At 72.3% G+C, this 25,671-nt stretch carries 23 protein-coding genes; 4 read left to right on the forward strand and 19 right to left on the reverse strand.

Annotation, left to right across the window (positions count from 1 at the left end):
* Positions 1-14: 14 nt before the first annotated feature.
* From ABZT12_RS08265 to ABZT12_RS08275, 3 genes are read right to left on the reverse strand one after another with little or no spacing between them, the layout of a single operon-like run.
* A complete protein-coding gene (locus tag ABZT12_RS08265) occupies positions 15-827 on the reverse strand; it encodes a mycofactocin-coupled SDR family oxidoreductase (RefSeq protein ID WP_356379299.1) in 813 nt (270 codons plus the stop codon).
* Positions 828-834: 7 nt separating this feature from the next.
* Positions 835-1,053, reverse strand: coding sequence for a hypothetical protein (locus tag ABZT12_RS08270; RefSeq protein WP_356379302.1), 219 nt, complete (start codon positions 1,051-1,053; stop codon positions 835-837).
* Entirely contained in the window at positions 1,050-2,195 is a 1,146-nt protein-coding gene (locus ABZT12_RS08275; protein WP_356379305.1) for an amidohydrolase family protein, read from the reverse strand. Before ABZT12_RS08275 ends, ABZT12_RS08270 begins: the two co-directional genes overlap by 4 nt.
* Positions 2,196-2,388: 193 nt before the next feature.
* Between ABZT12_RS08275 and ABZT12_RS08280 the strand changes: the two genes are divergently transcribed.
* Positions 2,389-3,252, forward strand: coding sequence for a mycofactocin-coupled SDR family oxidoreductase (locus ABZT12_RS08280; protein WP_356379308.1), 864 nt, complete (start codon positions 2,389-2,391; stop codon positions 3,250-3,252).
* Positions 3,253-3,269: 17 nt separating this feature from the next.
* Here ABZT12_RS08280 and ABZT12_RS08285 read toward each other — a convergent pair whose 3' ends face one another.
* From ABZT12_RS08285 to ABZT12_RS08305, 5 genes are all read right to left on the reverse strand, one after another.
* Positions 3,270-4,250, reverse strand: a complete 981-nt coding sequence (locus ABZT12_RS08285; protein ID WP_356379311.1) for an NADPH:quinone oxidoreductase family protein — start codon at positions 4,248-4,250, stop codon at positions 3,270-3,272.
* Complete coding sequence (locus ABZT12_RS08290; RefSeq protein ID WP_356379314.1) at positions 4,247-5,461, reverse strand: acyl-CoA dehydrogenase family protein; 1,215 nt, start codon at positions 5,459-5,461, stop codon at positions 4,247-4,249. The genes ABZT12_RS08285 and ABZT12_RS08290 overlap by 4 nt, the downstream gene beginning before the upstream one ends.
* 29 nt (positions 5,462-5,490) lie before the next feature.
* Positions 5,491-6,258 carry an SDR family NAD(P)-dependent oxidoreductase gene (locus tag ABZT12_RS08295; RefSeq protein ID WP_356379317.1) on the reverse strand — a complete coding sequence of 256 codons (768 nt, stop codon included), beginning with the start codon at positions 6,256-6,258 and terminating at the stop codon, positions 5,491-5,493.
* Between the two features lie 9 nt (positions 6,259-6,267).
* Entirely contained in the window at positions 6,268-7,416 is a 1,149-nt protein-coding gene (locus ABZT12_RS08300; protein ID WP_356379320.1) for an acyl-CoA dehydrogenase family protein, read from the reverse strand.
* Positions 7,417-7,557: 141 nt separating this feature from the next.
* A complete protein-coding gene (locus ABZT12_RS08305; RefSeq protein ID WP_356379323.1) occupies positions 7,558-9,039 on the reverse strand; it encodes an FCD domain-containing protein in 1,482 nt (493 codons plus the stop codon).
* Between the two features lie 195 nt (positions 9,040-9,234).
* Between ABZT12_RS08305 and ABZT12_RS08310 the strand changes: the two genes are divergently transcribed.
* Positions 9,235-10,437 (forward strand): acyl-CoA dehydrogenase family protein, encoded by a 1,203-nt coding sequence (locus ABZT12_RS08310; RefSeq protein ID WP_356379326.1) that lies wholly within the window; start codon positions 9,235-9,237, stop codon positions 10,435-10,437.
* Between the two features lie 50 nt (positions 10,438-10,487).
* Here the strand turns inward: ABZT12_RS08310 and ABZT12_RS08315 are convergent, their stop codons facing one another.
* The 10 genes from ABZT12_RS08315 to ABZT12_RS08360 all read right to left on the reverse strand — a co-directional run bounded on the left by ABZT12_RS08315 (position 10,488) and on the right by ABZT12_RS08360 (position 22,313).
* Positions 10,488-12,173 (reverse strand): OB-fold domain-containing protein, encoded by a 1,686-nt coding sequence (locus ABZT12_RS08315; protein WP_356379329.1) that lies wholly within the window; start codon positions 12,171-12,173, stop codon positions 10,488-10,490.
* Entirely contained in the window at positions 12,170-13,315 is a 1,146-nt protein-coding gene (locus ABZT12_RS08320) for a thiolase family protein (RefSeq protein WP_356379332.1), read from the reverse strand. Before ABZT12_RS08320 ends, ABZT12_RS08315 begins: the two co-directional genes overlap by 4 nt.
* Positions 13,312-14,484 carry a CaiB/BaiF CoA-transferase family protein gene (locus ABZT12_RS08325; RefSeq protein WP_356379335.1) on the reverse strand — a complete coding sequence of 391 codons (1,173 nt, stop codon included), beginning with the start codon at positions 14,482-14,484 and terminating at the stop codon, positions 13,312-13,314. The genes ABZT12_RS08320 and ABZT12_RS08325 overlap by 4 nt, the downstream gene beginning before the upstream one ends.
* Positions 14,481-15,245, reverse strand: a complete 765-nt coding sequence (locus ABZT12_RS08330; protein ID WP_356379338.1) for a crotonase/enoyl-CoA hydratase family protein — start codon at positions 15,243-15,245, stop codon at positions 14,481-14,483. Before ABZT12_RS08330 ends, ABZT12_RS08325 begins: the two co-directional genes overlap by 4 nt.
* 10 nt (positions 15,246-15,255) lie before the next feature.
* Entirely contained in the window at positions 15,256-16,515 is a 1,260-nt protein-coding gene (locus ABZT12_RS08335) for a MaoC family dehydratase N-terminal domain-containing protein (protein WP_356379341.1), read from the reverse strand.
* Between the two features lie 18 nt (positions 16,516-16,533).
* Positions 16,534-18,030: a fatty acid--CoA ligase family protein gene (locus ABZT12_RS08340; RefSeq protein WP_356379344.1), complete on the reverse strand. Its 1,497-nt coding sequence runs from the start codon at positions 18,028-18,030 to the stop codon at positions 16,534-16,536.
* 136 nt (positions 18,031-18,166) lie between these two features.
* The gene (locus tag ABZT12_RS08345) at positions 18,167-19,282 is read right to left on the reverse strand and encodes an acyl-CoA dehydrogenase family protein (protein ID WP_356379347.1); all 1,116 of its coding nucleotides are present in this window, start codon (positions 19,280-19,282) and stop codon (positions 18,167-18,169) included.
* Between the two features lie 21 nt (positions 19,283-19,303).
* Positions 19,304-19,789: a VOC family protein gene (locus tag ABZT12_RS08350; protein WP_356379350.1), complete on the reverse strand. Its 486-nt coding sequence runs from the start codon at positions 19,787-19,789 to the stop codon at positions 19,304-19,306.
* Positions 19,786-20,985: a cytochrome P450 gene (locus ABZT12_RS08355; protein ID WP_356379353.1), complete on the reverse strand. Its 1,200-nt coding sequence runs from the start codon at positions 20,983-20,985 to the stop codon at positions 19,786-19,788. The genes ABZT12_RS08350 and ABZT12_RS08355 overlap by 4 nt, the downstream gene beginning before the upstream one ends.
* 95 nt (positions 20,986-21,080) lie before the next feature.
* Positions 21,081-22,313 carry a CoA transferase gene (locus ABZT12_RS08360; protein ID WP_356379356.1) on the reverse strand — a complete coding sequence of 411 codons (1,233 nt, stop codon included), beginning with the start codon at positions 22,311-22,313 and terminating at the stop codon, positions 21,081-21,083.
* Positions 22,314-22,524: 211 nt separating this feature from the next.
* Here ABZT12_RS08360 and ABZT12_RS08365 point away from each other — a divergent pair, with 211 nt between their 5' ends.
* Positions 22,525-23,844 carry an acyl-CoA dehydrogenase family protein gene (locus tag ABZT12_RS08365; protein WP_356379360.1) on the forward strand — a complete coding sequence of 440 codons (1,320 nt, stop codon included), beginning with the start codon at positions 22,525-22,527 and terminating at the stop codon, positions 23,842-23,844.
* A complete protein-coding gene (locus ABZT12_RS08370) occupies positions 23,841-24,617 on the forward strand; it encodes a glucose 1-dehydrogenase (RefSeq protein WP_356379363.1) in 777 nt (258 codons plus the stop codon). The genes ABZT12_RS08365 and ABZT12_RS08370 overlap by 4 nt, the downstream gene beginning before the upstream one ends.
* Positions 24,618-24,645: 28 nt before the next feature.
* Here the strand turns inward: ABZT12_RS08370 and ABZT12_RS08375 are convergent, their stop codons facing one another.
* Positions 24,646-25,659, reverse strand: coding sequence for a phosphotransferase family protein (locus ABZT12_RS08375; protein ID WP_356379366.1), 1,014 nt, complete (start codon positions 25,657-25,659; stop codon positions 24,646-24,648).
* Between the last annotated feature and the right edge of the window lie 12 nt (positions 25,660-25,671).

Here is a 25,671-nt window from a genome sequence, read left to right on the forward strand (position 1 = left end):
GTCACTGGTTCGCGCTACGGCTTGTTCGTCGAGCCGGCGTCCACGGTGAACTGCAGGCCCGTGACGTACCGGGACTCCTCCGAGGCCAGGAAGAGCACGGCGTTGGAGACGTCTCTCGGTTCGACGTACGGGGCCAGCGGGTTCATCGCCGCGAGCGCGAACAGCGGTTCACGCGCGGCGAGTTCCTCGATGGGCACGCCGACGGTGATGCCGGTGTCGCTGACCCCGGTGGGGTGGACGGTGTTCACCCGGATCCGGTGCGGGGCGAGTTCGTTGGAGAGCGCCTTCATCAGTCCGACCACACCGTGTTTGCTCGCCACGTAGTGGGCGTACGGCACATGGCCGCGGATGCCGGCGGCCGAGCTGGTGATCACGATGGAGCCGCCCTCGCCCGCCTCGATCAGCCGGGGGATCGCGGCTCTCGCCGTGTTCCAGGCGCCCTTGAGGTTGACGTCCAGGACGACGTCCCAGGCCTCCTCCGTCAGTTCCCAGGCGGCTCCGATGCTCATGACGCCGGCGTTGGCCACGACGATGTCGAGCCGGCCGAGGCCGGTCGTCGCCGCGTCGACGGCGGCCCGTACCTCGCCCACCGAGCGGACGTCCGCCTGCACGGCGATACAGCGCCGGCCGGTGGCCCTGACCAACTCGGCCGTCTCCTCCAGCTCTTCCTTGGAGGCCAGCGGATAGGGCAGCGCCTCGCTGATGTCGTGGCAGACGTCGGTGACGACGATGTCCGCGCCCTCCTCCGCGAGCCGTACGGCGTGGGAGCGGCCCTGGCCCCGCGCGGCTCCCGTGATGAGTGCGACCTTGTCCTGAACTCGCCCCATGTGCACCTCAGTTCGTCGTGTTGTCGGTCAGGTCGGCGGCGGCCTCGTGCAGGGCGCGCAGCCGCGTGGTGAGGAGTTCGCGCTCGGCCGCCTCGCCGTCACCGAGTCCGGCGAGCCGTTTCTCGGTCTCGCCGATCTCCGACTGGAGCCGTCCGTACGCCTCGTCGCGGGTCAGCAGGTCCAGGTCGGTCCAGTCGGACCGCTCGGACTCGGGGCGCGCGCTCATGCCGGGAGGTTGTAGAGGCGGCGGGTGTTCAGTTCCACGATCTTGTGCACCTCGTCGTCGGGTACGTCGGCGAGGACCTCGGCGGCGTAGGCGCGGCTCTTGGGCCAGTACGAGTCGGAGTGCGGGTAGTCGCACTCCCAGGTGATCTTGTCGATGCCCACGTGGTGCCGTACCTCGATGCCGAACCGGTCGTCGATGAAGCAGCCGTGGAAGTGCTTGTGGAACAACTCCGAGGGCCGCACGCTCTGGTTGATGTTCTGGTAGAAGCGGTGCCGTTCCCAGGTGCCGTCGCTCCGTTCCAGCAGGTAGGGGATCCAGCCGATGCCGCCCTCGGACAGGCCGATCTTCAGCTTCGGGTGCTTGTGGAGCACCGGGGAGAAGAGCAGGTCGGCGGTGGCGAACATGGCGTTGCAGCCGAACAGGGCGATGGTGACGGCGAACGGGGCCTCCTCGGCCGTCTTGGGCGGCTTGCCCGAGGTGCCGAAGTGCAGGCAGAGGGGGAGGTCGGTCTCCTCGGCCGCCGAGAACATGGGGTCCCAGTAGTCGGTGTGGAAGGAGGGCAGGCCGCGCGGGGCGGGGTTCTCCGGGAAGGAGATGGCCTTCGCGCCCTTGGCCGCGGTCCGGTGGATCTCCGTGACACAGGCCTGCACGTCCCACATGGGCATGATGACCAGCGGGATGAGCCGCCCGGGCGCGGTGGCGCACCACTCGTCGAGCACGAAGTCGTTCCACGCCTGTACGCAGAGGAGCGCCAGCTCGCGGTCCTTGCCGTCGAGGAAGACGTGGCCGGAGAAGCCCGGGAACGAGGGGAAGCAGAGCGCGCCCCACACCCCGTCGAGGTCCATGTCACGCAGCCGGGCCTTGGGGTCGTAGCAGCCCGGGATCATCTCGTCGTAGCGCGTCGGCTCGACGCCGAACTCCGCGGGGTCCTTGCCCGCCACGGCGTTGAGGCCGATGTACGGGTAGACACGGCCCTCGTACGTCCACACCTCGGCCGGTGCCTGGCCCTCCCGGCGTGGCTGCTCCACGATGCGCGGACCCGCCTCACGGAGCCTCGCGGGCAGGCGGTCGGACCACAGTCGTGGAGGTTCGATCAGGTGGTCGTCGGTCGACAGCAGCTTCATCCACGGTTGCAACGGCATCCTTGTGCTCCCTCGGTCTCGGAGACTTTCCAACGTCGGCGAATTGTGTGCACTGATCAAGTCCCACTCAGTGGAAGCCGGCCGCCGAATTCCGTGCGGGTCCGTGATCATGAGTGGCAGTGTCGTTCGATCCACACGTCCACACCTGCATTCAGTGCACTCTTTCTAGCATCTGACACCTTACGGAGACACCATGGGGCGAGTACAGGGCAAGGTCGTCTTCATCACCGGAGCAGCGCGGGGGCAGGGGCGGGCGCACGCCCTCCGGCTGGCCGCGGAGGGCGCCGACATCATCGCCGTGGACCTGTGCGAGGACATCGCCACCAACGGCTACCCGCTGGCCACCGGGGAGGACCTGGCCGAGACCGTGCGCCAGGTCGAGAAGCTCGGCCGGCGGATCGTCGCCCGCAAGGCGGACGTACGCGACGCCGCGGCGCTCAAGGCGGCGGTGGCCGAGGGTGTCGCGGAGCTGGGACGGCTCGACGCCGTGGTCGCCCAGGCCGGTATCTGCCCGATCGGCCCGGGGCAGAGCGCGCAGGCCTTCATCGACGCGGTCACCGTCGACTTCCACGGTGTGGTGCACGCGGTCGAGGCCGCTCTGCCCCATCTGCCCGACGGTGCCTCCGTCATCGCGACCGGATCGATCGCGGCACTGATCCCGGCGACCACCGACAATCCCGCCAACGGGCCCGGGGGGCTGGGCTATTCGTTCGCCAAGCGCCAGGTCGCGGCGTTCGTCCACGACCTCGCCACCGTGCTCACCGCCCGGCGGATCCGGGTCAACGCGCTGCACCCGACGAACGTCAACACCGACATGCTCAACAGCGACGTCATGTACCGCTCGTTCCGGCCGGACCTCCCCCACCCGACCCGTGCGGACGCCCTGCCGTCCTTCCCCGCCACGACCGGCTTCGGCATCCCCTACGTCGAGCCAGAGGACATCGCGGACACCGTGCTCTTCCTCGTCTCGGACGAGTCCCGGTACATCACCGGCCAGCAACTGCGCGTGGACGCCGGGGGTTACGTCAAGCGAAGGCCCCAACTCCCCACGTTCTGAACGGAGTCGAGTCCGACTCAGCGGGCCGTGAGGTCGAGGACGACCTTCCCGGTGGTGCGGCGCTCGGCCACGTCGGTCAGCGCGGCGGCGACGCCGGCGAGGGGATGGACGCGGGAGACCAGCGGACGCATCCCCTCGCGCACCAGCCGGGCGAGAACGCGGTCGGCCTCGGCCACCGCGTCCGGCGCGTACCGGCGCACGGTCCGGATCTCGAAGCCCCGGACGACCAGGTCCTTCAGGAGTACGAGGTTCAGGGGTATCCGCGGGATCTCCCCGTCGGCGTAGCCGACCGTCACGAACCGGCCGCCCCGGCGCAGTCCGCGCAGGGCGGCCTCCGCGTACCGGCCGCCCACCGGGTCGATCACGAGGTGAGCGCCCTCGCCGCCGGTCAGTTCACGGACCCGCAGCTTGAGGTTCTCCCGCACGTAGTCGACACCCGCCTCGGCGCCGAGCCCGCGGGCGACCGCGAGCCGCTCCTCGGCCGACGCGGCGGCGACCACGCGCAGCCCGAGCCGGGCCGCGATGTCGACCGCCGCCGAGCCGACCCCGCCCGCCGCGCCGAGCACGACCGCCCACTCCCCCGCCGCCGCCCGGCCGACGGTGACGAGGGAGTGGTAGGCGGTCGCGTAGGTGACGTGGAACGCGGCGGCGTGGATCATGTCGAGCCCGTCGGGCACCTGCCGCAGGCTCGCCGCGGGGACGACGACCTGCTCGGCGAAGGCACCGGTGAGGACCGCCCCGGCCACCGGTGAGCCGACCGGTGGCCCGCTCACCCCGGGACCGAGACCCGCGACGACGCCGGCGAACTCGCTGCCGGGGGTGAACGGCAGCGCGGCCGGCACCTGGTAGCGGTCGGCCACGATCAGCACGTCCGGGAAGTTGACGGCGGCGGCGTGGACCTGGACCAGCACCTCGCCGGGGCCGGGCCGGGGGTCGTCGGTCTCGGTGACCGTGAGGCCTTTCGGCGGCCCGTACTCCGTACAGCGTGCGGCCCTCATCGTGTCCTCTCCGCGGTCGGCATGGACGGGTCACGGGGCAGTCCCAGTACCTGCTCCGCGATGGTGTTGCGCTGGATCTCGGCCGTGCCGGCCCCGATCGTCGAGGCCCGGGTGCGCAGGAACCCCCAGACCCAGCGCCCGCGTTGGACGGCGTGCGGATCGCGGCGGCCGAGGATGCCGTAGGGGCCGAGCAGGTCCAGGGCGAACTCGTGCAGGTCCTGCTCGAACACCGCGATGAAGAGCCGTGACGTGGACGACGCGGGGCCGGGCTCGCCCTTGGCGATGATGTCGGCGATCGTCCGCATCCCGGTGAGACGCATGATCGAGACGCGGATCTCGAAGTCCGCGAGCCGGTCGCGCACCAACGGGTCGGCGGTGGCCCCGCGTTCGCGTGCCAGCTCGGTCAACTCGTCCAGCACCCGGCGGTAGCGGGCGGCCTGGTTCATCGCCCCGGCCGCGCGCTCGTGGCCGAGGCTCGTACGGACCAGCGGCCAGCCGCCGTTCTCCGCACCGATCCGGTCGGCGACCGGCACCCGTACGTCGCTGAGGAAGATCTCGCAGAAGTGGGCGTCCCCGGTGAGATCGCGCAGCGGCCGTACGGTGACGCCCGGCGCGTGCGCGTCGATCAGGAGGTAGCTGATGCCCTCCTGGCGCGAGCCCGGTGGCCCGGTGCGGACCAGGGTGAAGAGGATGTCGGCGATGTCGGCCGCGCTGTTCCACACCTTCTGCCCGTTGACCACGTACTCCGCGCCGGGATCGTCGGGGCCGCCGCCCTCGCGCCGCGCGGAGGTGCGCAGCGCGGGGAGGTCGGAACCCGCCTCCGGTTCGGAGTAGCCCTGCGCCCAGACCGTGTCGCCGCGCAGCATCGGCCGCAGGAAGCGCTCCTGCTGCTCCGCCGTGCCGTAGGCGAGGAGGGTGGGCGCCGCGATGCCGAGTCCGGTGCCGAGCGGCCCCGGCACCCTGGCTCGCGCGTACTCCTCCTGGTAGACGACCTGGCGGGCGAAGCTCAGGTCCATGCCGCCGTACTCGCGCGGCCAGCTCGGCCCGGCGTAGCCGGCGTCGTACAGCGTGGCCAGCCACGCCTTCTGCCAGGCCAGGCGTTCGGCGGGCTCCTTGGGGCGGCGGCCGGGGTGGTGTTCCGTGAGGAACCCCCGCAGACGGGTGCGGAACTCGTCGTCGCTCTCCTCCCCGTCCTTCGCGCGCTCCCGCACACCCGACGTCGTCCCGCCGCGCCGCCCGGTCAACGCGGTGCCATCCGGATGGCGCCGTCGAGCCGGACGGTCTGGCCGTTGAGGTAGGGGTTCTCCAGCATCTCGACGGCGAGCCGGGCGAAGTCGTCGGGGTCGCCCAGCCGTCTGGGGTGGGGCACGGAGGCCGCGAGACCCTCGCGGATGTCCTCGCGGAGGCGGCCCAGCATGGGGGTGTCCATGATGCCGGGGGCGATGGTGTTCACCCGGATCTGCCGGCTCGCCAGGTCCCGGGCGGCGACGAGGGTCATCCCGTGCACACCGGCCTTGGCGGCGGTGTAGGAGGTCTGGCCTATCTGGCCGTCGAACGCGGCGACCGAGGCGGTCAGGACCACGGCGCCGCGGTCGCCGTCGACGACCTCGTTGCCGGCGAGCCGGGCGGCGGCCAGCCGCAGCACGTTGTACGTCCCGATCAGGTTGACCCGGACGACCTCGGCGAACGTGGCGAGGTCACCGGGTGCTCCCGCGCGGTCGACGATCCGGGTACGGTCGCCACCCCGGCCGGCGCAGTGCACGACGCAGCGCACCGGTCCGTGCTCCCGGGCCGCGTCGAGGGCGGCGGTGACCGAGACCTCGTCGGTGACGTCCGCGCGCACGAACCGCGCGGCACCGCCCAGTTCGGCGACGGCCTTGACGCCCTGTTCCTCCGAGATGTCGGCGACGACCACGTGTCCGCCGCGGTCGATGATCCGGCGCGCGGTGGCCAGGCCGAGCCCGGAGGCACCGCCGGTGACCAGCGCCGAGGAACCGTCGATGCGCATGCACACTCCCTACAGTCCGAGGGACTTGCCGATGATGGTCTTCATGACCTCGCTGGTCCCGCCGTAGATGCGGGTCACGCGGGCGTCCGCGTACAGCCGGGCGATCGGGGACTCGGTGATGTAGCCGTAGCCGCCGTGCAGTTGGAGGCAGCGGTCGACCACCCGGCCCTGTGTCTCGGTGCAGAACAGCTTGGTGGTGGCCGCGTCCGCGGGGCTCAGCTCACCGGCCACCAGCGCCTCGACCGAGGCGTCGAGCAGGCTCAGCGCCGCCGCCGACTCCGCTGCCATGGCGGCCAGTTCGAACTTGGTGTTCTGGAACTGGGAGAGCGGTCTGCCGAACACCGCCCGGTCGCGGACGTAGCGGACGGTCAGGTCGATGGCGGTACGGGTCTGGGCGACCGCGCCGACGGCGATGGCCAGCCGCTCCTGGGCGAGGTTGCGGCCCAGATGGGTGAAGGCGGCGCCCTCCTCGCCCAGCAGGTTGGCGGCGGGGACGCGGACCTCGTCGAAGGAGAGCTCCACCGTGTCCTGGGTGGCGAGTCCGATCTTCTCCAGCCGCCGTCCGACGGTGTATCCGGGCATGCCCTTCTCCACCACGAGGAGGGAGAGGCCGGTCCGCCGGTCCTCGGGGTCGGTGGCGGTGCGGGCCACGACGATCACCAGGTCGGCGTGGTGTCCGCCGGTGATGAAGGTCTTGGCTCCGCTCAGCACGTAATCGTCCCCGTCGCGGACCGCACGGGTGGCGATCCCGGCGAGGTCGGAACCCGTGCCGGGCTCGCTCATCGCGATCGCGGTGTACAGCTCGCCGGAGGCCAACCCCGGGAACCAGCGCGCCCGTTGGTCCGCGTCCGCGAGGCCGGTGAAGTAGGGGACCACGACGTCGAGATGGGTACGGAGGCCGCCCAGGGTCACCACGGCGCGGGCGCACTCCTCCTGGATGACCACGTTGAAGCGGTAGTCGTCCTGTCCTCCCCCGCCGTACTCCTCCGGGATCGCCGTGCCGATGATGCCGAGCTTGCCCAGCGCGGTGAAGAGTTCCCGGGGGACGAGACCGGCGCGCCGCCACTCCTCGTAGACCGGGGTGACCTCGCGGGCGATGAAGTCGCGGACCAGCTGACGGAAGTCCTCATGGTCCTGCGCGAACAACGACCGGCGCATCGGATCTCCTTCGACTCGGCCAATTCAGTATACGCAATTGGCCTCACCGGGAACAGGAGAACGCCCCGCACAGCGAGACCGTGCGGGGCGCGATGTCAGATCAGTGTCATCAAACAGTGGCATCACATCGGGGTCACCACGTCAGTGCCACCAGGGAATCAGCGCGTCCAGATGGCGGCGCATCCGGTGCCTGGCGAGGCCGGCGTCCCCTTCCAGCACCGCGTCGAGGATGCGCTGGTGCACGTGCTGGACCTCGGCGGCGGCGGTGTCGCCCGGCAGCGGCTGGTCATGGCCGGCCGCGTGTCTGCGGAACAGCTCGGTGATGATTGAGAGGAACAGCGACAGCACGGGATTCTGCGCCAGCTCGGCGAGTTCGGAGTGGAACAGGTCGGCCTTGCGCGGGTCGCCCGCGGGACCCTCGGTCGCCCAGCGCACGGCGTCGCCGAGGCGGCCGGCCACCTCGCCGTCGTCGTGGCGGGCCGCCACCCGGGCGACGATGCCGAGCTCGATGGCGTTGCGGACGATCCGCAGGTCGTCGGCCGTGACGCCCTGGAACTCCAGGAAGAGCGCCATCGTGTCGATGCTGGCCTGCGGTTCGGGGGCGGCGACGATCAGGCCACCGCCCGGCCCCCGGCGCATCCGGGCCACCGAGTGGTACTCCAACAGCCGTACGGCCTCGCGCAGTACGGCCCTGCTGATGCCGTAGCGGGCGAGCAGATCGGTCTCCGAGCCGAGCACCAGGCCGAGTTGCCAGCCGCGCGCGGCGATGTCGTCGTGGATGCGGGCGGCGACCACCTCCGCGAGCTTGGCCCGCGGACCCTCGGCGAGTTCTGGCTCGACCACGGTGCCGGCGATCCGCGGCCCGCGTCGCACCCGGTGCTTCTCGATCCAGCCGGCCACCGACTCCAGATGCGCGCCGAGTTCGGTCTGCGCGCGGGCTCCGTCACCCGCGATCACCGCGTCGACGACCGCGCTGTGCGCCGCGTGCGAGGTCTCCTTGGCGGTGAGCGTCTCCGCTCTGGAGATCCGGCGGGAGGTGTGCGCGTACCGCGCGGTGAGGCGGGTGAGCACGTCGACGAAGAGGTGCAGCACCGGGTTGCCCGACAGGCGGCCGAGCGCGGGGTGGAGCGGGTCCTGGGAGTGGACGCCCGGCTCGTCCGTGTGGGCGAGTTCGTCGGCGAGGGTGGCGCGGAGGGTGTCGATCCCCTCCTCGGTGATCCGGTCCGCGGCGAGTCCGGCGGCGATGGGCTCCAGCAGGAGCCGGGCGTGCAGCAGGTCCGCGACGCTGGTGCCGACGTACTCCAGGTAGATCACCATGGCCCGGGTGGCGGGCCCGGCGTCGGGGGCGGAGACGAAGAGTCCGCCGTTCGGGCCGCGCCGCATCTTCGCGACCTGGTGGTGCTCGACCAGCCGCACCGCCTCGCGCAGCACCGCGCGGCTCACCCCGAAGCGCTCGCGCAGCCCCACCTCGGAGCCGAGCGACTCCCCGACGGGCCAGCCCCGGCGGATCACGTCCGCCTCGATGCGCTGGGCGATCTGCCCGGCCAGGGTGCCGGTCCCGGCCGCTTCGGGATCCGGCTCCGGCTCGCTGTCGGCGGGCTCGACGTCGGCGGCGGTCGCCATGGGTGCACTCCTCGGACGGGGGTCGCGGAGCCCCAGTCTAGTTGTCCGGGGGACGGCCCGGATGCCTGCGAGAGTGCACTCTTTCTCCCCTGCCGGAGAGAAACATCCAGGACGCACCCTGGTCGGCTCCTGGACCCGGCTCTTACAGTGACCTCATAGCGGCGCCTGATCCCAGACGACGAGGAGCGGACAGCGATGCGGCTTGAGTCCTCCCCGGAGCTCGACGCGTTCCGGAAGAAAGTACGGGCCTTCGTCGCGGAGCACGCTCCCGGCGTCAAACGGCACGCGGGGGTCCGCGCGCCCGAGCCCGGTCTCATGCCGGCCGTCCGGGAGTGGACCGCGAAGCTGTACGAGGCGGGCTACCTCGGCATCGACTGGCCGGCCGAGTACGGTGGCCGGCCCGACGCGCATCCGCTCGAACCGTCCGTCGTCGCCGAGGAGATCAGCCGGGCCCGGACCTGGCCGCCGGTCGGCGCCGGCTCGCTGGCGTCGGCCGCCCTGATCGAGTTCGGTACCGACGGGCAGCGCGCCCGTTTCCTGCCGCGCGTCCGCGCCTGCCAGGACGTGTGGTGCCAGTTGTTCAGCGAACCGGAGGCGGGCAGCGACCTGGCGTCACTGCGGACCCGGGCCCGCCGGACGGGCGAAGGCGAGGAGTCGGTGTTCGTCGTCGACGGACAGAAGGTGTGGACCACCAACGGGCAGCACGCGGACATGGGTTACCTCCTCGCCCGCACCGATCCGGACGCGCCCAGGCACCGGGGCATCACCGCGTTCGCGCTGGACATGCGCAGCCCCGGGGTGGAGGTCCGGCCGCTGCGTGAGATCACCGGTACGGCCGACTTCAACGAGGTCTTCCTCGACGGTGTCCGGATTCCGGCGGTGAACGTGATCGGCGAGGTGAACGACGGCTGGCGAGTGGCGATGAGCAGCCTGGGGCACGAGCGCTCCGGCGTGGCCGCGCGCGGGGTCGAACTGATCGCCGTGCTCGACGACTTGCTGCGGCTCGCCGAGGCCACCGCGGTCGACGGGCGGCCGGCGCTCGACGACTCGGCCACCCGCCGGGCGATCGGCGAGCTGGCGGCGCGGGTGCAGGTGAACGCGGCCATGACCGGCCTGGCCCAGTCGCGGATGCTGGCCGGCACCGAGCGGCCCGCCGACGCGCTGCTCGGCAAGATCTTCTTCAGTGAACTCAACCATGATCTGGTCGAGTTCGGGCTGCGGTTGCAGGGCACCGACGGGCTGCTCACCGAGGGCGACCCGGGCGCCGTGGCGGACGGCTGGTGGCAGGACGCGCACCTGTACTCGCGGGCGTTCACCATCGCGGGCGGCGCCAACGAGGTCCTGCGCACACAGATCGCCGAACGCGGCCTCGGGCTCCCCCGCGAACCCCGCCGGTGACGGAGGACCGGGGGGCGCCGGGGCCGCCCGTCTCCCTCCGGCTCCGGCAGCTACGGAGTGCGCAGGAGCAGCGCCCCCGAGGGCACTCCGCCGCCCGCCGTGACCACGGCCGTCCGGGCGCCGTCGACCTGTCGTCCGTGCGCCTCACCGCGTAGTTGCAGCATCGCCTCGCGGACGAAGCCGTAGCCGTGCAAGCGGCCCGCGGAGAGCTGTCCTCCGTGCGGGTTCAGCGGGAGGTCGCCGTCGAGGGCGATCGTCCTGCCGCCGGCGAGGAAGTCGGTGACCTCGCCGGGACCGCAGAAGCCGAGGCCCTCCATCCACGACAGGGCGTTGAAGGTGAACCCGTCGTAGAGGAGGGCGACATCGACGTCGGCGGGGGTGAGGCCGGTGCGGGTCCACAGGTGGGCGGAGGGGCCCAGGGACTGGGGAACGTGGCCGAGGGTGTCCTGGTCCCAGCTGAGCCGTTCCAGGATCGCGGTGCCGGCGGCCTCCACCAGGACGGGCGGCCGGGGGCGGTCGGCGGCGGTCTCGACGGCGGAGACGACGACGGCCACCGCGCCGTCGCACGGCACGTCACAGTCGTAGAGCCCGAACGGGGTGGTGACCGTGCGGGCGGCGTAGTAGTCGTCGAGGGTGAGCGGGTCGCGGTAGAGGGCCTCGGGGTTGCGGGCGGCACCGGCCCGTTCGGTGACGGCGATGGCGGCGAGCGCCTCCCGTCCGACTCCGTAACGGTGCATGTAGTGCGAGGCGTTGCAGCCGATCCACTGCGCGGCCGACACGGCGCCGAAGGGGCTGCGCCACTCGAACATGCCGGTGGCGCGGCCGGTGGCGGCGGGCCATCGGCCGGCCCGGACCAGCGCGTTGTGGGAGGACTCCCAGACCGTGCGGAAGCACAGCACGTGCCGGCAGAGTCCGGCCGCGACCGCGAGCATGCCGGCGGTGATCGAGCCGATCTGCCCGGGGACCTCGCGAGCGCCGTTGACCCAGGTGGGGCGGAGTTGGAGCGCTTCGGTCAGGGCGGTGATCCCACCCTCGCTCATACCGTCCGGCGTCGGTCCCGGGTAGGTGGACAGACCGTCGATCTCGTCCAGGGTGAGGCCCGCGTCGGCGACCGCGGCCAGACAGGCGTCGACGGTGAGCGAGAGGGGGTCGACCATGAGCCGGCGGCCCACACGGGACTGCCCTACGCCGGTGAGCGCGACCCGGTCCTCGTACTTGTGCCGGGACACCAACGGCCGTGGAGCGGTGCGGACTTGGCGGGGCTCGGGCAACGGGCCGGGGGTGTCGGCGTCGGGGTCCGGTTCGAAGAGCGGAAGGTACACGGCGTCGGCCCCGGCGCCGCTGTCGCCCTCGGCGTTCTCGGCGTCGTCGGTCCGCTCGAAGCGGACCCGGACCCGCATGCCGACGCTCACCCGGTCCGGTTCGCAGCCGACGATGTTGGTCGTCAGCCGGGCGCCCTCGTCCTCGGCGAGGGCGACCACCGCCACGACGTACGGGGGCGGGAAGGACGGCAGCCAGCTCTGGTGGGTGACGGTGAACCCGACGACCACCGCCCGCCCCGAGACGGGTTTGAGCGCCACCGAACGGCCGCGGCAGGACGGACAGAGCGGCAGCGGCGGATGGAAGCGGCGTCCGCAGTCGTCGCAGTGGGAGATCCGCAGTACGCCGTCGGCGCCGGAGCGCCAGAACTCGGCGCTGGCGAGGGTGGGTTGGGGCAGCGGCCGGCCGGCCGTCACCGCAGCAGCTCGATGATCGTGGCGTTCGCCGTGCCGCCGCCCTCGCACATGGTCTGGAGTCCGTAGCGCAGGTCGCGGCGGCGCATCCGGGCGAGCATCCGGGTCATCAGGATCGCTCCGGAGCCGCCGAGCGGGTGGCCGACCGCGATGGCGCCGCCGAGCGGGTTGAGCCGCTCGGGGTCGGCGCCGGTCTCGGCCAGCCACGCCAACGGCACCGGTGCGAAAGCCTCGTTGACCTCGAAGACGCCGATGTCGTCGATGGTGAGCCCGGCCCGGCGCAGCACCTTCTCGGTGGCGGGGATCGGGCCGGTGAGCATGGTGACGGGGTCCGCGCCGCTGACCGCGCCCGAGTGGTAGCGGGCGATGGGGGTGAGACCCAGTTCGCGGGCGCGTTCCGTGGTGGTGACGAGCAGGGCGGCGGCACCGTCCGAGATCTGCGAGGAGTTCCCGGCGTGGATCACCCCGTCCTCCTTGAACGACGGTGCGAGGCGGGCCAGCGTCTCCGGTGAGGTGCCCCGGCGCAGCCCCTCGTCCACGGCGAACTTCGTACCGTCGACCTCGATCGGCACCAGGTGGTCGTCGAAGGCCCCGTCGTCGATCGCGGCAGCGGCCTTGGCGTGCGAGGCGGTCGCGAACTCGTCGAGCCGGCTCCGGCTCAACCCCCAGCGTTCGGCGATGAGTTCGGCGCCGACGCCCTGGCTGAAGGTGAACCCGTCGTAGCGTTCGAGGACGGCCGGACCGTAGGGCATGCCCGTGGTGCGGTGCGAGCCCAGCGGGACTCTGCTCATCGTCTCGACACCGCCGGCGACCACGAGGTCGTACTGTCCCGCCATGACGGCGTGCGCGGCGGAGTCGACCGCCTGCTGGCTGGAGCCGCATGCCCGGTTGATGGTCACGCCGGGGACGTGTTCGGGCCATCCGGCGGCCAGGACCGCGAACCTGCCGATGTTGCTCGACTGGTCGCCGACCTGGGTCACGCATCCCCACATCACGTCGTCCACGGTCCCGGGGTCCACTCCGGTGCGCTCCACCAGCGCGCGGAGCACCTCGGCCGACAGGTCCGCCGCGTGCACCCCGGACAGCGAGCCGTCGCGCTTGCCGATGGGGGTGCGTACGGCGTCGACGATGACGGCGTCCCTCATGGTCGGATCCTCTCGTTCGGCCGGCCGCGCTGTACGGCGGCGCCACTGTCGAGCAGTTCGTCCAGGCCCTCGACCCCCCAGCCGCGGAGCACGGCGGCGGTGTCGGCGCCGACGGCCGGTGCGGTGGTGCCGGGGCTGGTGCGCGTGGCGGAGAACCGGGGGGCCGCGGCGGGCTGTACGACCCCGTCCCGGTCGACCAGGCCGGCGCGGGCCCGCAGCTGCGGGTGGGCCGCCGCCTCGGTGAGGCTGAGGACCGGTGCGACACAGGCGTCGGTCCCCAGGAAGAGTTCCGCCCACTCGTCCCGGGTGCGCTGCGCGAACCGCTCCGCGAGGCGGCGGCGCAGGTCCGGCCAGGTGGACCGGTCGTGCTGGCGGTCCGGGTCGACGTCGAGGCCGAGCAGTTCGACCAGGCGCCGGTAGAACTTGGGCTCCAGGGCGCCCACCGCCATGTGCCGGCCGTCCCGGGTGCCGTACACGGCGTAGAACGGCCAGCCGCCGTCGAACCGGTTGACGCCCCGCTCGTCGGTCCACTCGCCGCGGCCGAGCTTGCCGAAGGTGCTCGCCAGCAGGTGGGCGGTGCCGTCGACGATCGCGGCGTCCACGACCTGTCCCCGGCCGGTCCGCCGCACGGCGTGCAGCGCGGCCAGGACGCCGATGACGAGGTAGCAGCCGCCGCCCCCGAAGTCGCCGACGAGGTTGAGCGGGATCGTCGGAGGGCCGCCCGCCTCGCCGATCGCTCCGAGCGCGCCGGTGACCGCGATGTAGGTGAGGTCGTGACCGGCCGTGGCGGCCAGCGGGCCGTCCTGGCCCCAGCCGGTCATCCGGCCGTACACCAGGCGGGAGTTGCGGGCCAGGCAGTCGTGCGGGCCGATGCCCAGCCGTTCGGTGACGCCGGGGCGGAACCCCTCGATCAGGATGTCGGCGCGTCCGACGAGGGCGAGGAGCGCGGCGCGCGCGGAGTGCCGCTTGAGGTCCAACACCACTGATTTCTTGCCCCTGTTGAGGACGTCGGCGGGTCCGCCCGCATCTGCTTCGGCGGCTCGTGCGGGCCGGTCCACGCGCACGACCTCCGCGCCGAGGTCGGCGAGGAACATGCCGGCGAACGGACCGGGGCCGATCCCGCCCAGTTCGACCACCCGGCAGCCGGCCAGTGGCCCTGCCACCGTCATCGCCCCTTCCACACCGGCGGGCGTTTCTCGGCGAACGCCGCCGCGCCCTCCCGGGCGTCCTGCGAGGAGAAGACCGGCGCGGCGATCTCGGCCTGTCTCGCCCAGCCCTCCGCCGCCGTCCAGCCGGCCGCGGAGCGCGCTATCTCCTTGGTGGCCGCCACGGCGAGAGGGCCGTTGGCGGCGATCGCCCCGGCGAGTTCCAGCGCCCCGGCGAGGGCCTCGCCCTCGTCGGTGAGCCGGTTGACCAGGCCGACCGAGGCCGCGCGTACGGCGTCGACCGGGTCGCCGGTGAGCAGCAGTTCCAGGGCGATCGCGTACGGGATGCGCTGCGGCAGTCGCAGCGCGGCGCCGGCCCGCGCGACGAGCGACCGCTTCACCTCCGGTACGCCGAACCGCGCGGTGCGGGCCGCCACGACGAGATCGCAGGCCAGCACGAGTTCGAAGCCGCCGGCCAGGGCCCAGCCCTCGACCGCGGCGATCAGCGGTTTGCGCGGCGGGGTCACGGTGATCCCGCACAGTCCCCGGCCCTCGATCGCGGGGGTCTCGCCGCGCAGCCACGCCTTGAGGTCCATCCCGGCCGAGAACGTGCCGCCGGCGCCCGTGAGGACGCCGGCCCGCAGGTCGTCGGACTCGTCGAGTTCGTCCACGGCCGCCGCCACCCCGGCGGCCACCGAGGCGTCCAGCGCGTTCCTGACCGTCGGCCGGTTGATCGTGATGACCTGGACCGCGCCACGGCGCTCCACCAGCACCTCGTCCGACACGTTGTCTCCTTCAGGTGTTGTCGTTCGTCAACGGCACCGCGAATCGGGCCAGTTCGTGGGCGACCATGCCGTCAAGACCGGCGGCGGGGGGCGCGGGCAGGGTGAGGGGAAGGTCCCGGCTCGGGAGGAGGACGACGGCCGTGCCGGGCGTCGTCACCTCGCCCCGCTGGTTCTCGCAGCGCACCGCGAGGTGCACCTCGTCACCGTCGGCCGTCCGCCGCTTGTCCACGACCCGGCCGCGCACCCAGGTGGTGTCGCCGAGGTAGTTGAAGCGGCGGTGTTCGCAGCGCAGCCGCCACAGCCAGCCGTCGTCGCCGATCCAGTCGGTGAGCAGGTGGCAGAGCCAGGTCTCGCGCATGCCCCCGTAGTCGTAGGGGTTCGGCAGGCCGAGTTCGCGGGCCCGTTCGGGCTCCCAGTGCAGGCGTTGCACGGTGTCGGGGATGTTGAGCGGGTTGGGCGGGTAGAGCCCGGGGGCCTTGCGCCGGACCCGGGCGGAGAGGCCGAAGACACCGGGCGGGGTGAGCTGCATACCCCAGCCGAGATGCCAGACGACGACGTCCGTGGTGGTGAGCGGCCCCTTCACCCTCGGCTGCGGTTCGTCGCCGATCTGCACGTCCTCCCAGTAGCGTGGTTCGGGGCCGCGTCTGGTCTCGGCCGCGTAGGCCGCGTCGATCCGGGCGAGCTGCGCGGCCGTGTACGGCTCCTGGACGAGCCGTTCCTTGGCCCGCTTCTTGGACGCGTGCCGCTCGGTGTTGATCCAGGTCCCGCGCCGCACGGCGTGCAACTCGCCCTGCCCGTCGGCGTAGAGGTAGTCGCGGACGACGTGCGCGGAGCGGCCGCCGAAACTGCTGCGCCTCGGCTCGACGCCGACCTGCGTCTCCAGCATCCGGCAGCGGTCGCCCAGCCGGAGGGGGCGCCACCACTCGTACTCCATCACCGCCTGGTAGGAGCCGAGCCCGGCGAAGGGGTCGCCCTTCAGCAGCGCCTTGGTCGCCGGGTCGGGCGTGGGGGCGGCGTCCTCGCCCATGGTGTAGAGGAAGGTGGGCGGCGCCACGAGCGTTCCCCAGCGGCTCCTCTTCCCGTGCTCGGGGTCGCAGTACAGCGGATTGTCGTCGCCGTAGCCGTACGCGAAGTGGCGGACGCCGTCCTGGCTCACCTCGAGGTTGTGCGGCGGGTTGCGCTGCGGTACCGGGATGCCGAGGCGGCGCCGGGAGCGCTCGATCGCCTCGTCGGTCAGCGCGCCGAAGCGCTCCGTGCCGGTGCTGGTCATCGGTTCCTCCTCGGACGCTCAGGCCGTCGTGGGGTGGGCGAGGCGGGCGCGCACCAGGTCCAGCAGCTCCGTCCGGCCGACCTTTCCGGACGGTGTGCGCGGCAGGGCGTCGAGCACGACGACATGGGCGGGCACCTCGTACGGCAGTAGCTGCTTCCGGCACAGGGCGACCAACTCGTCCGCTGTGGGCGGCGGTTGGCCCGGCTCCGTCTCGACAGCGGCCACCGGTATCTCGCCCAGGCGCGGTTCGGGCAGTCCGGCGACGGCCGCCTCACGCACCGACGGGTGTGATTCCAGGGCGCGTCGGACGGTCTCGGGCTGGACCTTGAAGCCGCCGCGGACGATGGCGTCGTCGGCGCGGCCCTCGATCCACACGAAGCGGTCGGTGTCGATGCGGGCCAGATCGCTGGTGCGCACCCAGGTACGACCGCCCTTGGTGCTCTGTTCGGTGCGCACCTCCAGCCGCCCGGTCCGTCCGGCGGGCAGTTCGGTGCCGTCGTCTCCGGTCACCCGGAGGTCGACGCCGGGGAAGGCGCGTCCGGCGCTGCCCGCCTTCCGCCGCCACCACCTCTGGTGCAGCGGCAGGGTCCAGCCGGCTACGGCGCCGGCGAACTCGGTCGCGCCGTAGGTCATCAGGATCGGGATGCCGTACCTGTGGAAGAAGGCGTCGGCGAGCTCGGCCGGGCAGGGCGCGGTGCCGGAGGTGACGACCTGGAGGCTCGCCAGCCGCTCGGCGGGCACGTCGGCGTCGAGTACGGCGCGGATGGCGGCGGGCACCAGGTTCGCCGCCCGCAGTCCGTGCCGTTGCACCGCGTCGGCCCACGGTTCCACCGCGAACCTCGGCAGCAGCACCATGCGGCGGCCGGTGGCGAGACAGGCCAGCGCCCGCCACAGTCCGCCGATGTGCACGAGCGGGGCGGCCACGAGGGACGCCGAACCCGACAGCAGGCGGCCGGACTTGGGTGTCTGGCCGCCCGAGACGAGCGCCTGGTCGAGCTGCTCGTCGCGCAGGCGCACCCGCTTGGGCGGGCCGGTGGTGCCGGAGGTGAGCATCTCCACGGCGATGCCGGGACTCGTGGGGGTGCCGGTGGGCGTGGTGCCGCCGATGGCGCGTACGGCACCGTCGAGGCCCAGTTCCAGCGCCGTGCCGTGTCCGGTGACCGCGGCCAACACCCCCTCGCGGGCGAGGGGTTCGGGGCCCGAGACGACGACGGGTGGTGCGCAGCGGGTGACGTCGGCCGTCAGCCGTGCGGCGGGTTGCAGCGGGCTGAGCATCACCAGGCAGCGCCGGGAGGCGATGACGGCGGCGACGACCGCGATGTGCTCGGGCCGGTTCTCCAGTACGACTCCGACGCGGCCCCCGGCGCCCGCTCCCGCGGTGTCGAGCACGTCACCGACCTCACGGGCGGTCCGCTGCACCTGTCCCCATGTCCACCACACCCCGTCGTGCTCGATCGCCTCGGCGCCGGGTGGCGCTTCGGCCAGCAGCACGGACAGTCGGTCGCGAATTCCCACGTGATCAGCCTTTCGGGAGGCCGAGGTGACGCACTGCGCCATTCCTCAACAGAGTACACTTATTGGCCGCCTTGAGGAGCACATACTCCGTTGAGGGTTCCTATCGCGCCATTTGAGTGCACTGAATGTTCGGGCTTCAGATCCCTGTCAGCTCCGCCAGCCGGGCCCGGTGCGTCACGGGGGCGCCGAACAGGTGCTCGCTCGACTTCGCCCGCTTCAGATACAGATGGGCGTCGTGCTCCCACGTGTAGCCGATGCCGCCGTGGATCTGGAGGTTCTCCTTCGCCGCGTGGGTGAAGGCGTCGGAGCAGTACGCGGCGGCGAGCGCGGCCGGCGCCGACAGCGCGGCCGGCTCCCGCGCGGCCACGGACGCGGCGTGGTAGGCCGCCGAGCGTGCCGACTCGACCTCCAGCAGCATGTCCGCGCACTTGTGCTTGATCGCCTGGAACGATCCGATCGGCCGGCCGAACTGCACCCGGATCCCGGCGTACCCCACCGCCGCGTCCAGACATGCCTGCGCACCGCCCACCTGCTCGGCGGCGAGTGCCACGAGGGCGAGATCGGTCACGGCGCGCAGATACGCGGAGGCGTCGCCGTCCGGGCCGATCCGCCGCGCGGGCGCGCCGTCCAGATCGATCCTGGCCAGCCGCCGGGTCGGGTCGAGCGCGTCGAGCCGGGCCCGCGTCACCCCGGGCGCACCGCCCTCCACGGCGAACAGGGCCGGCCCGGTGTCCGCGCGCGCCACGACGAGCAGCAGTCCCGCGCTGTCGCCGTCGATCACGAACATCTTGGTGCCGGAGAGCGTCCAGCCACCCGCTCCGCGGTGCGCCGCGGCGGTGACGTCCTCGGGCCGCCACGATCCGCTCTCCTCGGCGAGCGCCAGGGTGGCGGTCAGCGAACCGTCGGCGATCGCGGGCAGCCAGCGCGCCTTCGCGGTGCCGTCGCCGCTGACGGTCAGCGCCTGGCCGGCCAGGGCCACGGTCGCGAAGTACGGCGACGGCAGCAACGACCGGCCCAACTCCTGTACGACCACGCCCAGTTCGACCGGGCCGCATCCGGCTCCGCCGTACTCCGTCGGCAACGCCATCCCCTGGAGGCCGAGTTGGCCGGCCATCTGACGCCAGAGCGCCGGGTCGTGGCCCTCCTCGGACTCCGACCACCGGCGCACCGCCGCACTCGGCGACTTCTCCGACAGGAACCGGCGCAGTATCGCCCGGAGTTCGTCCTGCTCCTCGGTGAGCGTCAGCGCCACCTGGTGCCTCCTCGTCGGGGTTCAGCCCGAGGTCTTCGACCGCAGATATTCTGGGAAGTCAGGCATGCGGGCCCGGTCGACGATCTCGATCCGCACACCTGCCGGGTCCAGCAGATAGGCGAAGACCGCCGGAGACCCGTCGACCACCGCGCAGGCCTCCAGGGCGAACCCGGCCTCCTGGAGCCGCTTGGCCGTCGCCGGGACGTCGTCGCAGAAGTAGCCGAGGTGGTGGGTCGCCGCGTGGGGGGTCGCGGTCCACGGGGTGCCGGGGATCTCCTGCACGAGTTCGACGTGCGGGGCGTCGAGGGAGTAGGCGAAGCGCAGGCACAGCGTGCGCTCCCCGTCGGCGAGCCGGACCGGCAGCTCGACGGCGAGCGTGTCCGTCCAGCGGTAACCCGCGATCCCGGTCAGCGCGGACTTCCCCGCCGCCAGGTCCGGCACCACGATCCCGGTGTGGTAGAGATCCGTCGCGTCGAGGGGGCGGGGCACGGCCCGTGCGCCGCTCACCAGGCGAGCCGGAGGGACTTGAGGCCGTACATGTTGCCGTGCTGCTCCAACTCCTGGCCGGGCGTGAGCCGGTAGTCGGGGATCCGCTTGTGCCACTCCTCGACGGCCACGTTCAGTTCGAGCCGGGCGAGGTGGGAGCCGAGGCAGCGGTGGGGGCCGGAGCCGAACGCGACGTGGTTGGTGGTCTCCCGGTGCGGGTCGACCTCCAGCGGGTTCTCGAACCGGGCGGGGTCGCGGTTGGTGACCGCGAGCGGAAGCATCACCATCTCGCCCGCCCGGACCGGGCAGCCGCCGATCTCCACGTCCTTCGCCGCCTTGCGGGCCGGGACGACGAAGGAGTAGACGCGCAGCGTCTCCTCCACGCTCGTGGCGATGAGCGAGGGGTCGGCGACGATGGCGGCGCGCAGCTCCGGGTGGGTGGCGAGGTGGTACAGCGCCCAGCCGATCGAGATGGGTACCGTGTCGAAGCCGGCCTGGAACATCAGCACGCAGAAGGCGTGCATGTCCCGGTCGCCGATCGGCTCGCCGTCGATCCGCCAGGTCATCGCGCGCGACAGCAGGTCGTCCCGGGGCTCCCGGCGGCGCAGGGCGATCTGCTCCTCGAAGTAGTCCGACACCTCGTTCATGGCCGCGATCTGGCGGGCGCCGTCCGGGTCCTCGGCGTAGGAGAGGTGCAGGATGCTGTGCACCCACGCCAGGAAGGTGGCCAGGTCCTCCTCGGGCAGGCCCATCAGCCGCATGAAGATCAGGGTGGGGAAGCGACGGGCGAACGCGTCGAGGACGTCGGTGCCTCCGGTCTCCCGTACCGCGTCGATCAGGTCCGCGGCGACCCGGCGGATCTCCGTCTCCCGTGCGGCGACGGCGTTCGGTGAGAAGTCCTTGCCGAGCAGCCGGCGCCACTTGCCGTGCAGGGGCGGGTCGAGCATCTCGGGGATCCACAGGAACCGGGGGTTGGGTTCGAGGGCCGTCACCGAGGTGCTGGAGAAGGTCTCCCAGTCCTGAAGTGCCCGCTGGACGGCGGGGCCGTCGGTGACGACCCAGTAGCCCTGCGCGATGGTGCTCCGGAAACCGGAGTGGGCACGGGACATCTCGTCCCACCGGTGCTGGTGGCTGAGGACCGGACCGCCGAGACGGTTGTCGAAGTGGTAGGCGGGCACGCCTTCGTGGGTGCCCTCGGGTTCGAGGGTCGTGCTCATCGCGGGTCCTCTCTTCGTTGTGCGGGGCCGAGCGCCGAAGGGCCGTCGCGCGTCGTCACGGCGGCGCCGGACGCGGGCGGCAGGGAAGGTCCGCGTCAGCTGACAGCGCCGTCGATCTTGAGGGCGAGGAGTTCCTCCTGGCTGATGCCGAGCGACAGCAGCACCTCGTCGGTGTGCTCCGCGAACTGCGGCGCACGGGTCAGGGCGGCCGGGGTCTCGTCGAACTGGACGGGATTGGCGACCAGTTCGCGCTCGACGCCGTCGGCGTCCACGAGCGGCGCGATGAGCCCGTTGGCGCGCAGCGAGGGGTCCTGGCCGACCTCCCAGCCGTTCTGCACGGCCGCCCACTGTCCCTCGCCCCGGGAGAGGATCTCCACCCACTCCGCGAACGGGCGGCCGGCGATGATCGCGGCGACGAGTTCCGCGGCCTCGGGCGCGTTCGCCATCAACTTCTCGGTGCTGTCGAACCGTTCGTCGGCGGCGAGTTCGCCGCGGCCGGCCAGTTCGCAGAACTCCGCCCAGTACCGCCCGGGTTGGAGCATCGACAGTTCGATCCACCGTCCGTCGGCGGTGAGATACGCGCCGATGAGCGGGTTGGTGGCGGAGCCGTGGCGTGGCTGGTTCCGGGGCGGGAGGGGTCCGCCGGCCATCAGCGCGAGGTTGACGGTGAACTGGGTGGCCCACGCGCCGACTCCGAGCAACGAGACGTCCACGACGGAGGGCCGGCCGGTCGTGGCCCGGGAGTAGAGGGCGGCGGCGATGCCCCCGGCGATCGTCAGTCCGCCCATCGAGTCGCCGTAGGCACCGGCGGGCATCCGGGTCATGCGGTCCGCGCCGGGGGTCGTGACACCGGCGGCGCTGCCGCCGCGCGCCCAGAAGGCGGTGCTGTCGTAGCCGCCCTTGTCCGCCTCGGCGCCTCGGGCGCCGAAGCCGCTGCCGCGTACGTAGATGATGTCGGGGTTGACCGCGCGCACGTCTTCCACGTCGATGGCCAGCTTCGCGCGGGCCTCGGGCAGGAAGTTGGTGAGGAACACGTCGCTGGTGCGGATCAGTTCGTCGAGCACCCGCCGGGCGCCCGGCTTCTCCAGCGCGAGTCCGACGCTGCGTTTGCCCCGGTTGGGTCCCTCCATGATCGGGAAGAACGACGAGCCCTCGCTGGTGGCCTCGTAGCCGAGCACCCGGACCAACCCGCGCTGCGCGTCGCCGCGTTCGGCGTGTTCGACCTTGATGACCTCGGCTCCCCAGTCGGCGAGGACGGCGCCCGCCGCCGGGACGAAGGTGAACTGCGCGACCTCCAGCACCCGTATGCCCTGCATCGGGTTCGGCATCGGATCAACCCCTCCTGACGTAGGTGCGCCCACTCACCGGGATCACCTCGGACCGGGCCGACGGCCCGGAGTCAGAGTAGGTGTGACTTCGCATGCAAGGAAGACACCGGACGGAAATTACGTACACTTATTTCAGATCAAGCTCCCCACAGTTCGCCTTATTCGGGGGTACGGGGCGCCTATTTCGTCCACTCTTTCGCGCGGAGGACCGATGCTGGACTTCTCAGTCGAACCCGAGTTCCAGGCCAAGCTCGACTGGGCCGCGGCCTTCCTGCGGGAGGAGGTCGAGCCACTCGACCTCCTCTTCCCGCACGGCGGCGACCCCTACGACACCCGCAACGAGAAGGCCCGCGCCATCCTCCGGCCGCTCCAGGCACAGGTCCGCGCGCAGGGCCTGTGGGCCTGCCATCTCGGCGCCGAACTCGGCGGCCCCGGCTACGGACAGGTGAAGCTCGCCCTCCTCAACGAGATCCTCGGCCGCTCCTACTGGGCCCCCACGGTGTTCGGCACCGCGGCCCCCGACACCGGCAACGCGGAGATCCTGGCGATGTTCGGCACCGAGGAGCAACGGAGGCGGTACCTCCAGCCGCTGCTCGACGGCGACATCGTCTCCACCTTCTCGATGACGGAGCCCCAAGCCGGCGCGGACCCCAAGGAGTTCGTCTGCCGGGCCGAGCGGGACGGGGAGGAGTGGGTGATCGACGGGGAGAAGTGGTTCTCCTCCAACGCCCGGTACGCGGCCTTCCTCATCGTCATGGCCGTCACCGACCCGGAGGCGCCGCCGCACTCCCGGATGTCGATGTTCATCGTCCCCGCCGAGACCCCGGGCATCGAGATCAAGCGCAACGTCGGCACCATGGACGAGCGCGATTCCCTCGACGAGGGCATCCACGCCTACATCCGCTACCACCAGGTACGCGTCCCGCTCGACGCCATGCTCGGCGGCCCCGGCGAGGGCTTCAAGGTGGCGCAGGCCCGCCTCGGGGGCGGCCGTGTGCACCACGCCATGCGCGCGGTCGGCAAGTGCGCCCGCGCCTTCGACATGATGTGCGAGCGGGCGCTGTCGCGGCGCACCCAGGGAACCCTGCTCGCCGACAAGCAGGCCGTGCAGCAGTTCATCGCGGACTCCTGGCTGGAGTTGCAGCAGTTCCGGCTGCTCGTCCTGCACACCGCCTGGATCATCGACAACCGGCCGCACGGCGCCGCCCGCACCCAGATCGCCATGTGCAAGGTCGCCACCGCCAAGGTGCTGCCCGACATCGTGGGGCGGGCCCTGCATCTGCACGGCTCGCTCGGCACCACCAACGAACTGCCCCTGGCCCGCTGGTGGATGGCCGCCCCCAACCTCGCCCTCGCCGACGGCCCGACCGAGGTGCACCGCACCACGATCGCCAGGCAGGTGCTGAAGGAGTACCGGCCCGCCGAGGGGATGTTCCCCAGCGAGCACATCCCGCCGAAGCGGGAAGCGGCCCGCAAGCGGTACGCGCACATCATCGGGGACGAGAGCCTGACGGGCCGGGCGGACGCATGACCGGGGAACCCGCGAAGTCCTCCCCCGCGCCCGCGGACCTCTTCGACCTCTCCGGAAAGGTCGCCCTGGTCACCGGCGGCAGCCGGGGTCTCGGGCGGGAGATGGTGCGGGCCTTCGCCGCCGCGGGGGCGGACGTGGTGATCGCCAGCCGCAAGGCCGAGGCGTGCGAGACGGCCGCCGCCGAGGTACGCGCCCTCGGCCGGCGGGCGCTGCCGGTCGCCGCCCACGTCGGCCACTGGGACGACCTCGGCCGGCTCGCCGACACCGCCTACGACACGTTCGGCAGGGTCGACGTCCTGGTCAACAACGCCGGCATGTCCCCGCTCGCCCCGTCCTCGGCCGAGACCGGCGAGGAACTCTTCGACAAGGTGATCGGCGTCAACTTCAAGGGCCCGTTCCGGCTCGCCTCGCTGATCGGCCGGCGGATGGCGGAGGCGGGCGGCGGCTCGATCATCAACGTCTCCTCGTCGGGGGCGCTGATGCCGCAGCCCCGGTTCGGGCCGTACGCGGGCGCCAAGGCCGCCCTGAACGCGCTGACCACCGTCTTCGCCCTGGAGTACGGCCCGACGGTGCGCGTCAACACCATCTCGGCCGGACCGTTCCTGACCGATGTCTCCCGCTCCTGGGCCCCGGAGTCCCGGCAGAGCACCCGCAGCGCGATCGGCCGGCCCGGCCGGCCGGAGGAGATCGTCGGCACCGCGCTCTACCTCGCGAGCGACGCGGCCAGTTACACCACGGGAGCGCTGATCCGGGTGGACGGCGGTCTGTATTAGGGGAGTTGGGGGGTGATCGCGGACGCGGTCACCCCAGCAGCTCCAGGGCGTCGTCGAGCAGCACCGGGAGCGCGGGCAGCATGCGCCGGTGCATGTCCTTCAACCGGCCCGTCTTGTGGGCCCGTTTGATGAGCAGCGCCGTCGCCGCGGACTCCTTGTACTTGGTCAGTGCCTCGAACCAGGGCAGCGCGTCGAGCGGTTCGCCGCGCGCCCGCTGGTAGGCGTCCAGGAGTTCCGCCTTGCGGGGCATCCCGGTCGGTTCGGCGGAGAGGGCGGCGGGGTGGCACGCCTCGTCGGTGAAGAAGGTCAGCCAGGTCACGTCGACCCTGGGGTCGCCGAGCGACCAGATCTCCCAGTCGATGACCGCGGTGACCGACCCGCCCTCGCACAGGGTGTTGCCGAGCCGGTAGTCGCCATGGGTGAAGACCGGGTCCATCGCGCGGGGCACGGTGGCGTGCAGCCGCCCGGCCACCTTCTCGTACCCCGTGCGGAGTTCTTCGGGGACGGTGGTGAACGCGCGTGTCCAGCGGCCGATCTCGTCGTCGAGCGAGACCACCGGCTCCCCCGCCCGCACGAACTCGCGCGGGTCGACGCGGTGCAGGGCGGCGAGCAGCCGGGCCGCGTCCAGGGCGCGGGCGCGCACCTGCTCGGCGGGGACCGTGCCGCGCGGTACGAGAACCGGCTCCACGCACTCACCGGGCACCAGCTCCATCGCCACGAAGGGCGGGACGCCGGGCGGCTCGCCCTCGTGGTGGAAGAGCACCTTCGGCACCCGTACGCCCGGACGGCCCGCCAGGGCCTCCATGATCCGCCCCTGCCGCAGTACGTCCCGGTTGCGCACCGGCGCCAGGCCGGGCGGGGCCACCTTGAGGACGACGCGTTCGTGCCCTGCCGGGGCGTCCGACAGGGTGACCACGTAGGTCAGGCTCGACGTGCCCCCGGTCAGCGGCTCGACGCCGCGCACACCGGCCCCCGGGGCCCACCGCCGTACCGCGGCCGCGGTGCGCGCGGTCAACTCCCTTGTCGGTTCAGTGCCGTTCATGGCCGTGCTCAT

This window comes from Streptomyces sp. NPDC005423, assembly GCF_040606415.1.
Lineage (GTDB): Bacteria > Actinomycetota > Actinomycetes > Streptomycetales > Streptomycetaceae > Streptomyces.

Excerpts from the sequence above, each read along its gene's own strand:
- ABZT12_RS08310 (WP_356379326.1), top strand. The coding sequence starts at position 9,235 with ATGCGGCTTGAGTCCTCCCCGGAGCTCGACGCGTTCCGGAAGAAAGTA.
- ABZT12_RS08305 (WP_356379323.1), bottom strand. The coding sequence starts at position 9,039 with ATGGCGACCGCCGCCGACGTCGAGCCCGCCGACAGCGAGCCGGAGCCG.
- ABZT12_RS08375 (WP_356379366.1), bottom strand. The coding sequence starts at position 25,659 with ATGAACGGCACTGAACCGACAAGGGAGTTGACCGCGCGCACCGCGGCC.
- ABZT12_RS08270 (WP_356379302.1), bottom strand. The coding sequence starts at position 1,053 with ATGAGCGCGCGCCCCGAGTCCGAGCGGTCCGACTGGACCGACCTGGAC.
- ABZT12_RS08355 (WP_356379353.1), bottom strand. The coding sequence starts at position 20,985 with ATGAGCACGACCCTCGAACCCGAGGGCACCCACGAAGGCGTGCCCGCC.
- ABZT12_RS08265 (WP_356379299.1), bottom strand. The coding sequence starts at position 827 with ATGGGGCGAGTTCAGGACAAGGTCGCACTCATCACGGGAGCCGCGCGG.
- ABZT12_RS08280 (WP_356379308.1), top strand. The coding sequence starts at position 2,389 with ATGGGGCGAGTACAGGGCAAGGTCGTCTTCATCACCGGAGCAGCGCGG.
- ABZT12_RS08285 (WP_356379311.1), bottom strand. The coding sequence starts at position 4,250 with ATGAGGGCCGCACGCTGTACGGAGTACGGGCCGCCGAAAGGCCTCACG.
- ABZT12_RS08325 (WP_356379335.1), bottom strand. The coding sequence starts at position 14,484 with ATGACGGTGGCAGGGCCACTGGCCGGCTGCCGGGTGGTCGAACTGGGC.
- ABZT12_RS08360 (WP_356379356.1), bottom strand. The coding sequence starts at position 22,313 with ATGCCGAACCCGATGCAGGGCATACGGGTGCTGGAGGTCGCGCAGTTC.
- ABZT12_RS08365 (WP_356379360.1), top strand. The coding sequence starts at position 22,525 with ATGCTGGACTTCTCAGTCGAACCCGAGTTCCAGGCCAAGCTCGACTGG.
- ABZT12_RS08275 (WP_356379305.1), bottom strand. The coding sequence starts at position 2,195 with ATGCCGTTGCAACCGTGGATGAAGCTGCTGTCGACCGACGACCACCTG.
- ABZT12_RS08320 (WP_356379332.1), bottom strand. The coding sequence starts at position 13,315 with ATGAGGGACGCCGTCATCGTCGACGCCGTACGCACCCCCATCGGCAAG.
- ABZT12_RS08295 (WP_356379317.1), bottom strand. The coding sequence starts at position 6,258 with ATGCGCATCGACGGTTCCTCGGCGCTGGTCACCGGCGGTGCCTCCGGG.
- ABZT12_RS08335 (WP_356379341.1), bottom strand. The coding sequence starts at position 16,515 with ATGACCAGCACCGGCACGGAGCGCTTCGGCGCGCTGACCGACGAGGCG.
- ABZT12_RS08300 (WP_356379320.1), bottom strand. The coding sequence starts at position 7,416 with ATGCGCCGGTCGTTGTTCGCGCAGGACCATGAGGACTTCCGTCAGCTG.
- ABZT12_RS08370 (WP_356379363.1), top strand. The coding sequence starts at position 23,841 with ATGACCGGGGAACCCGCGAAGTCCTCCCCCGCGCCCGCGGACCTCTTC.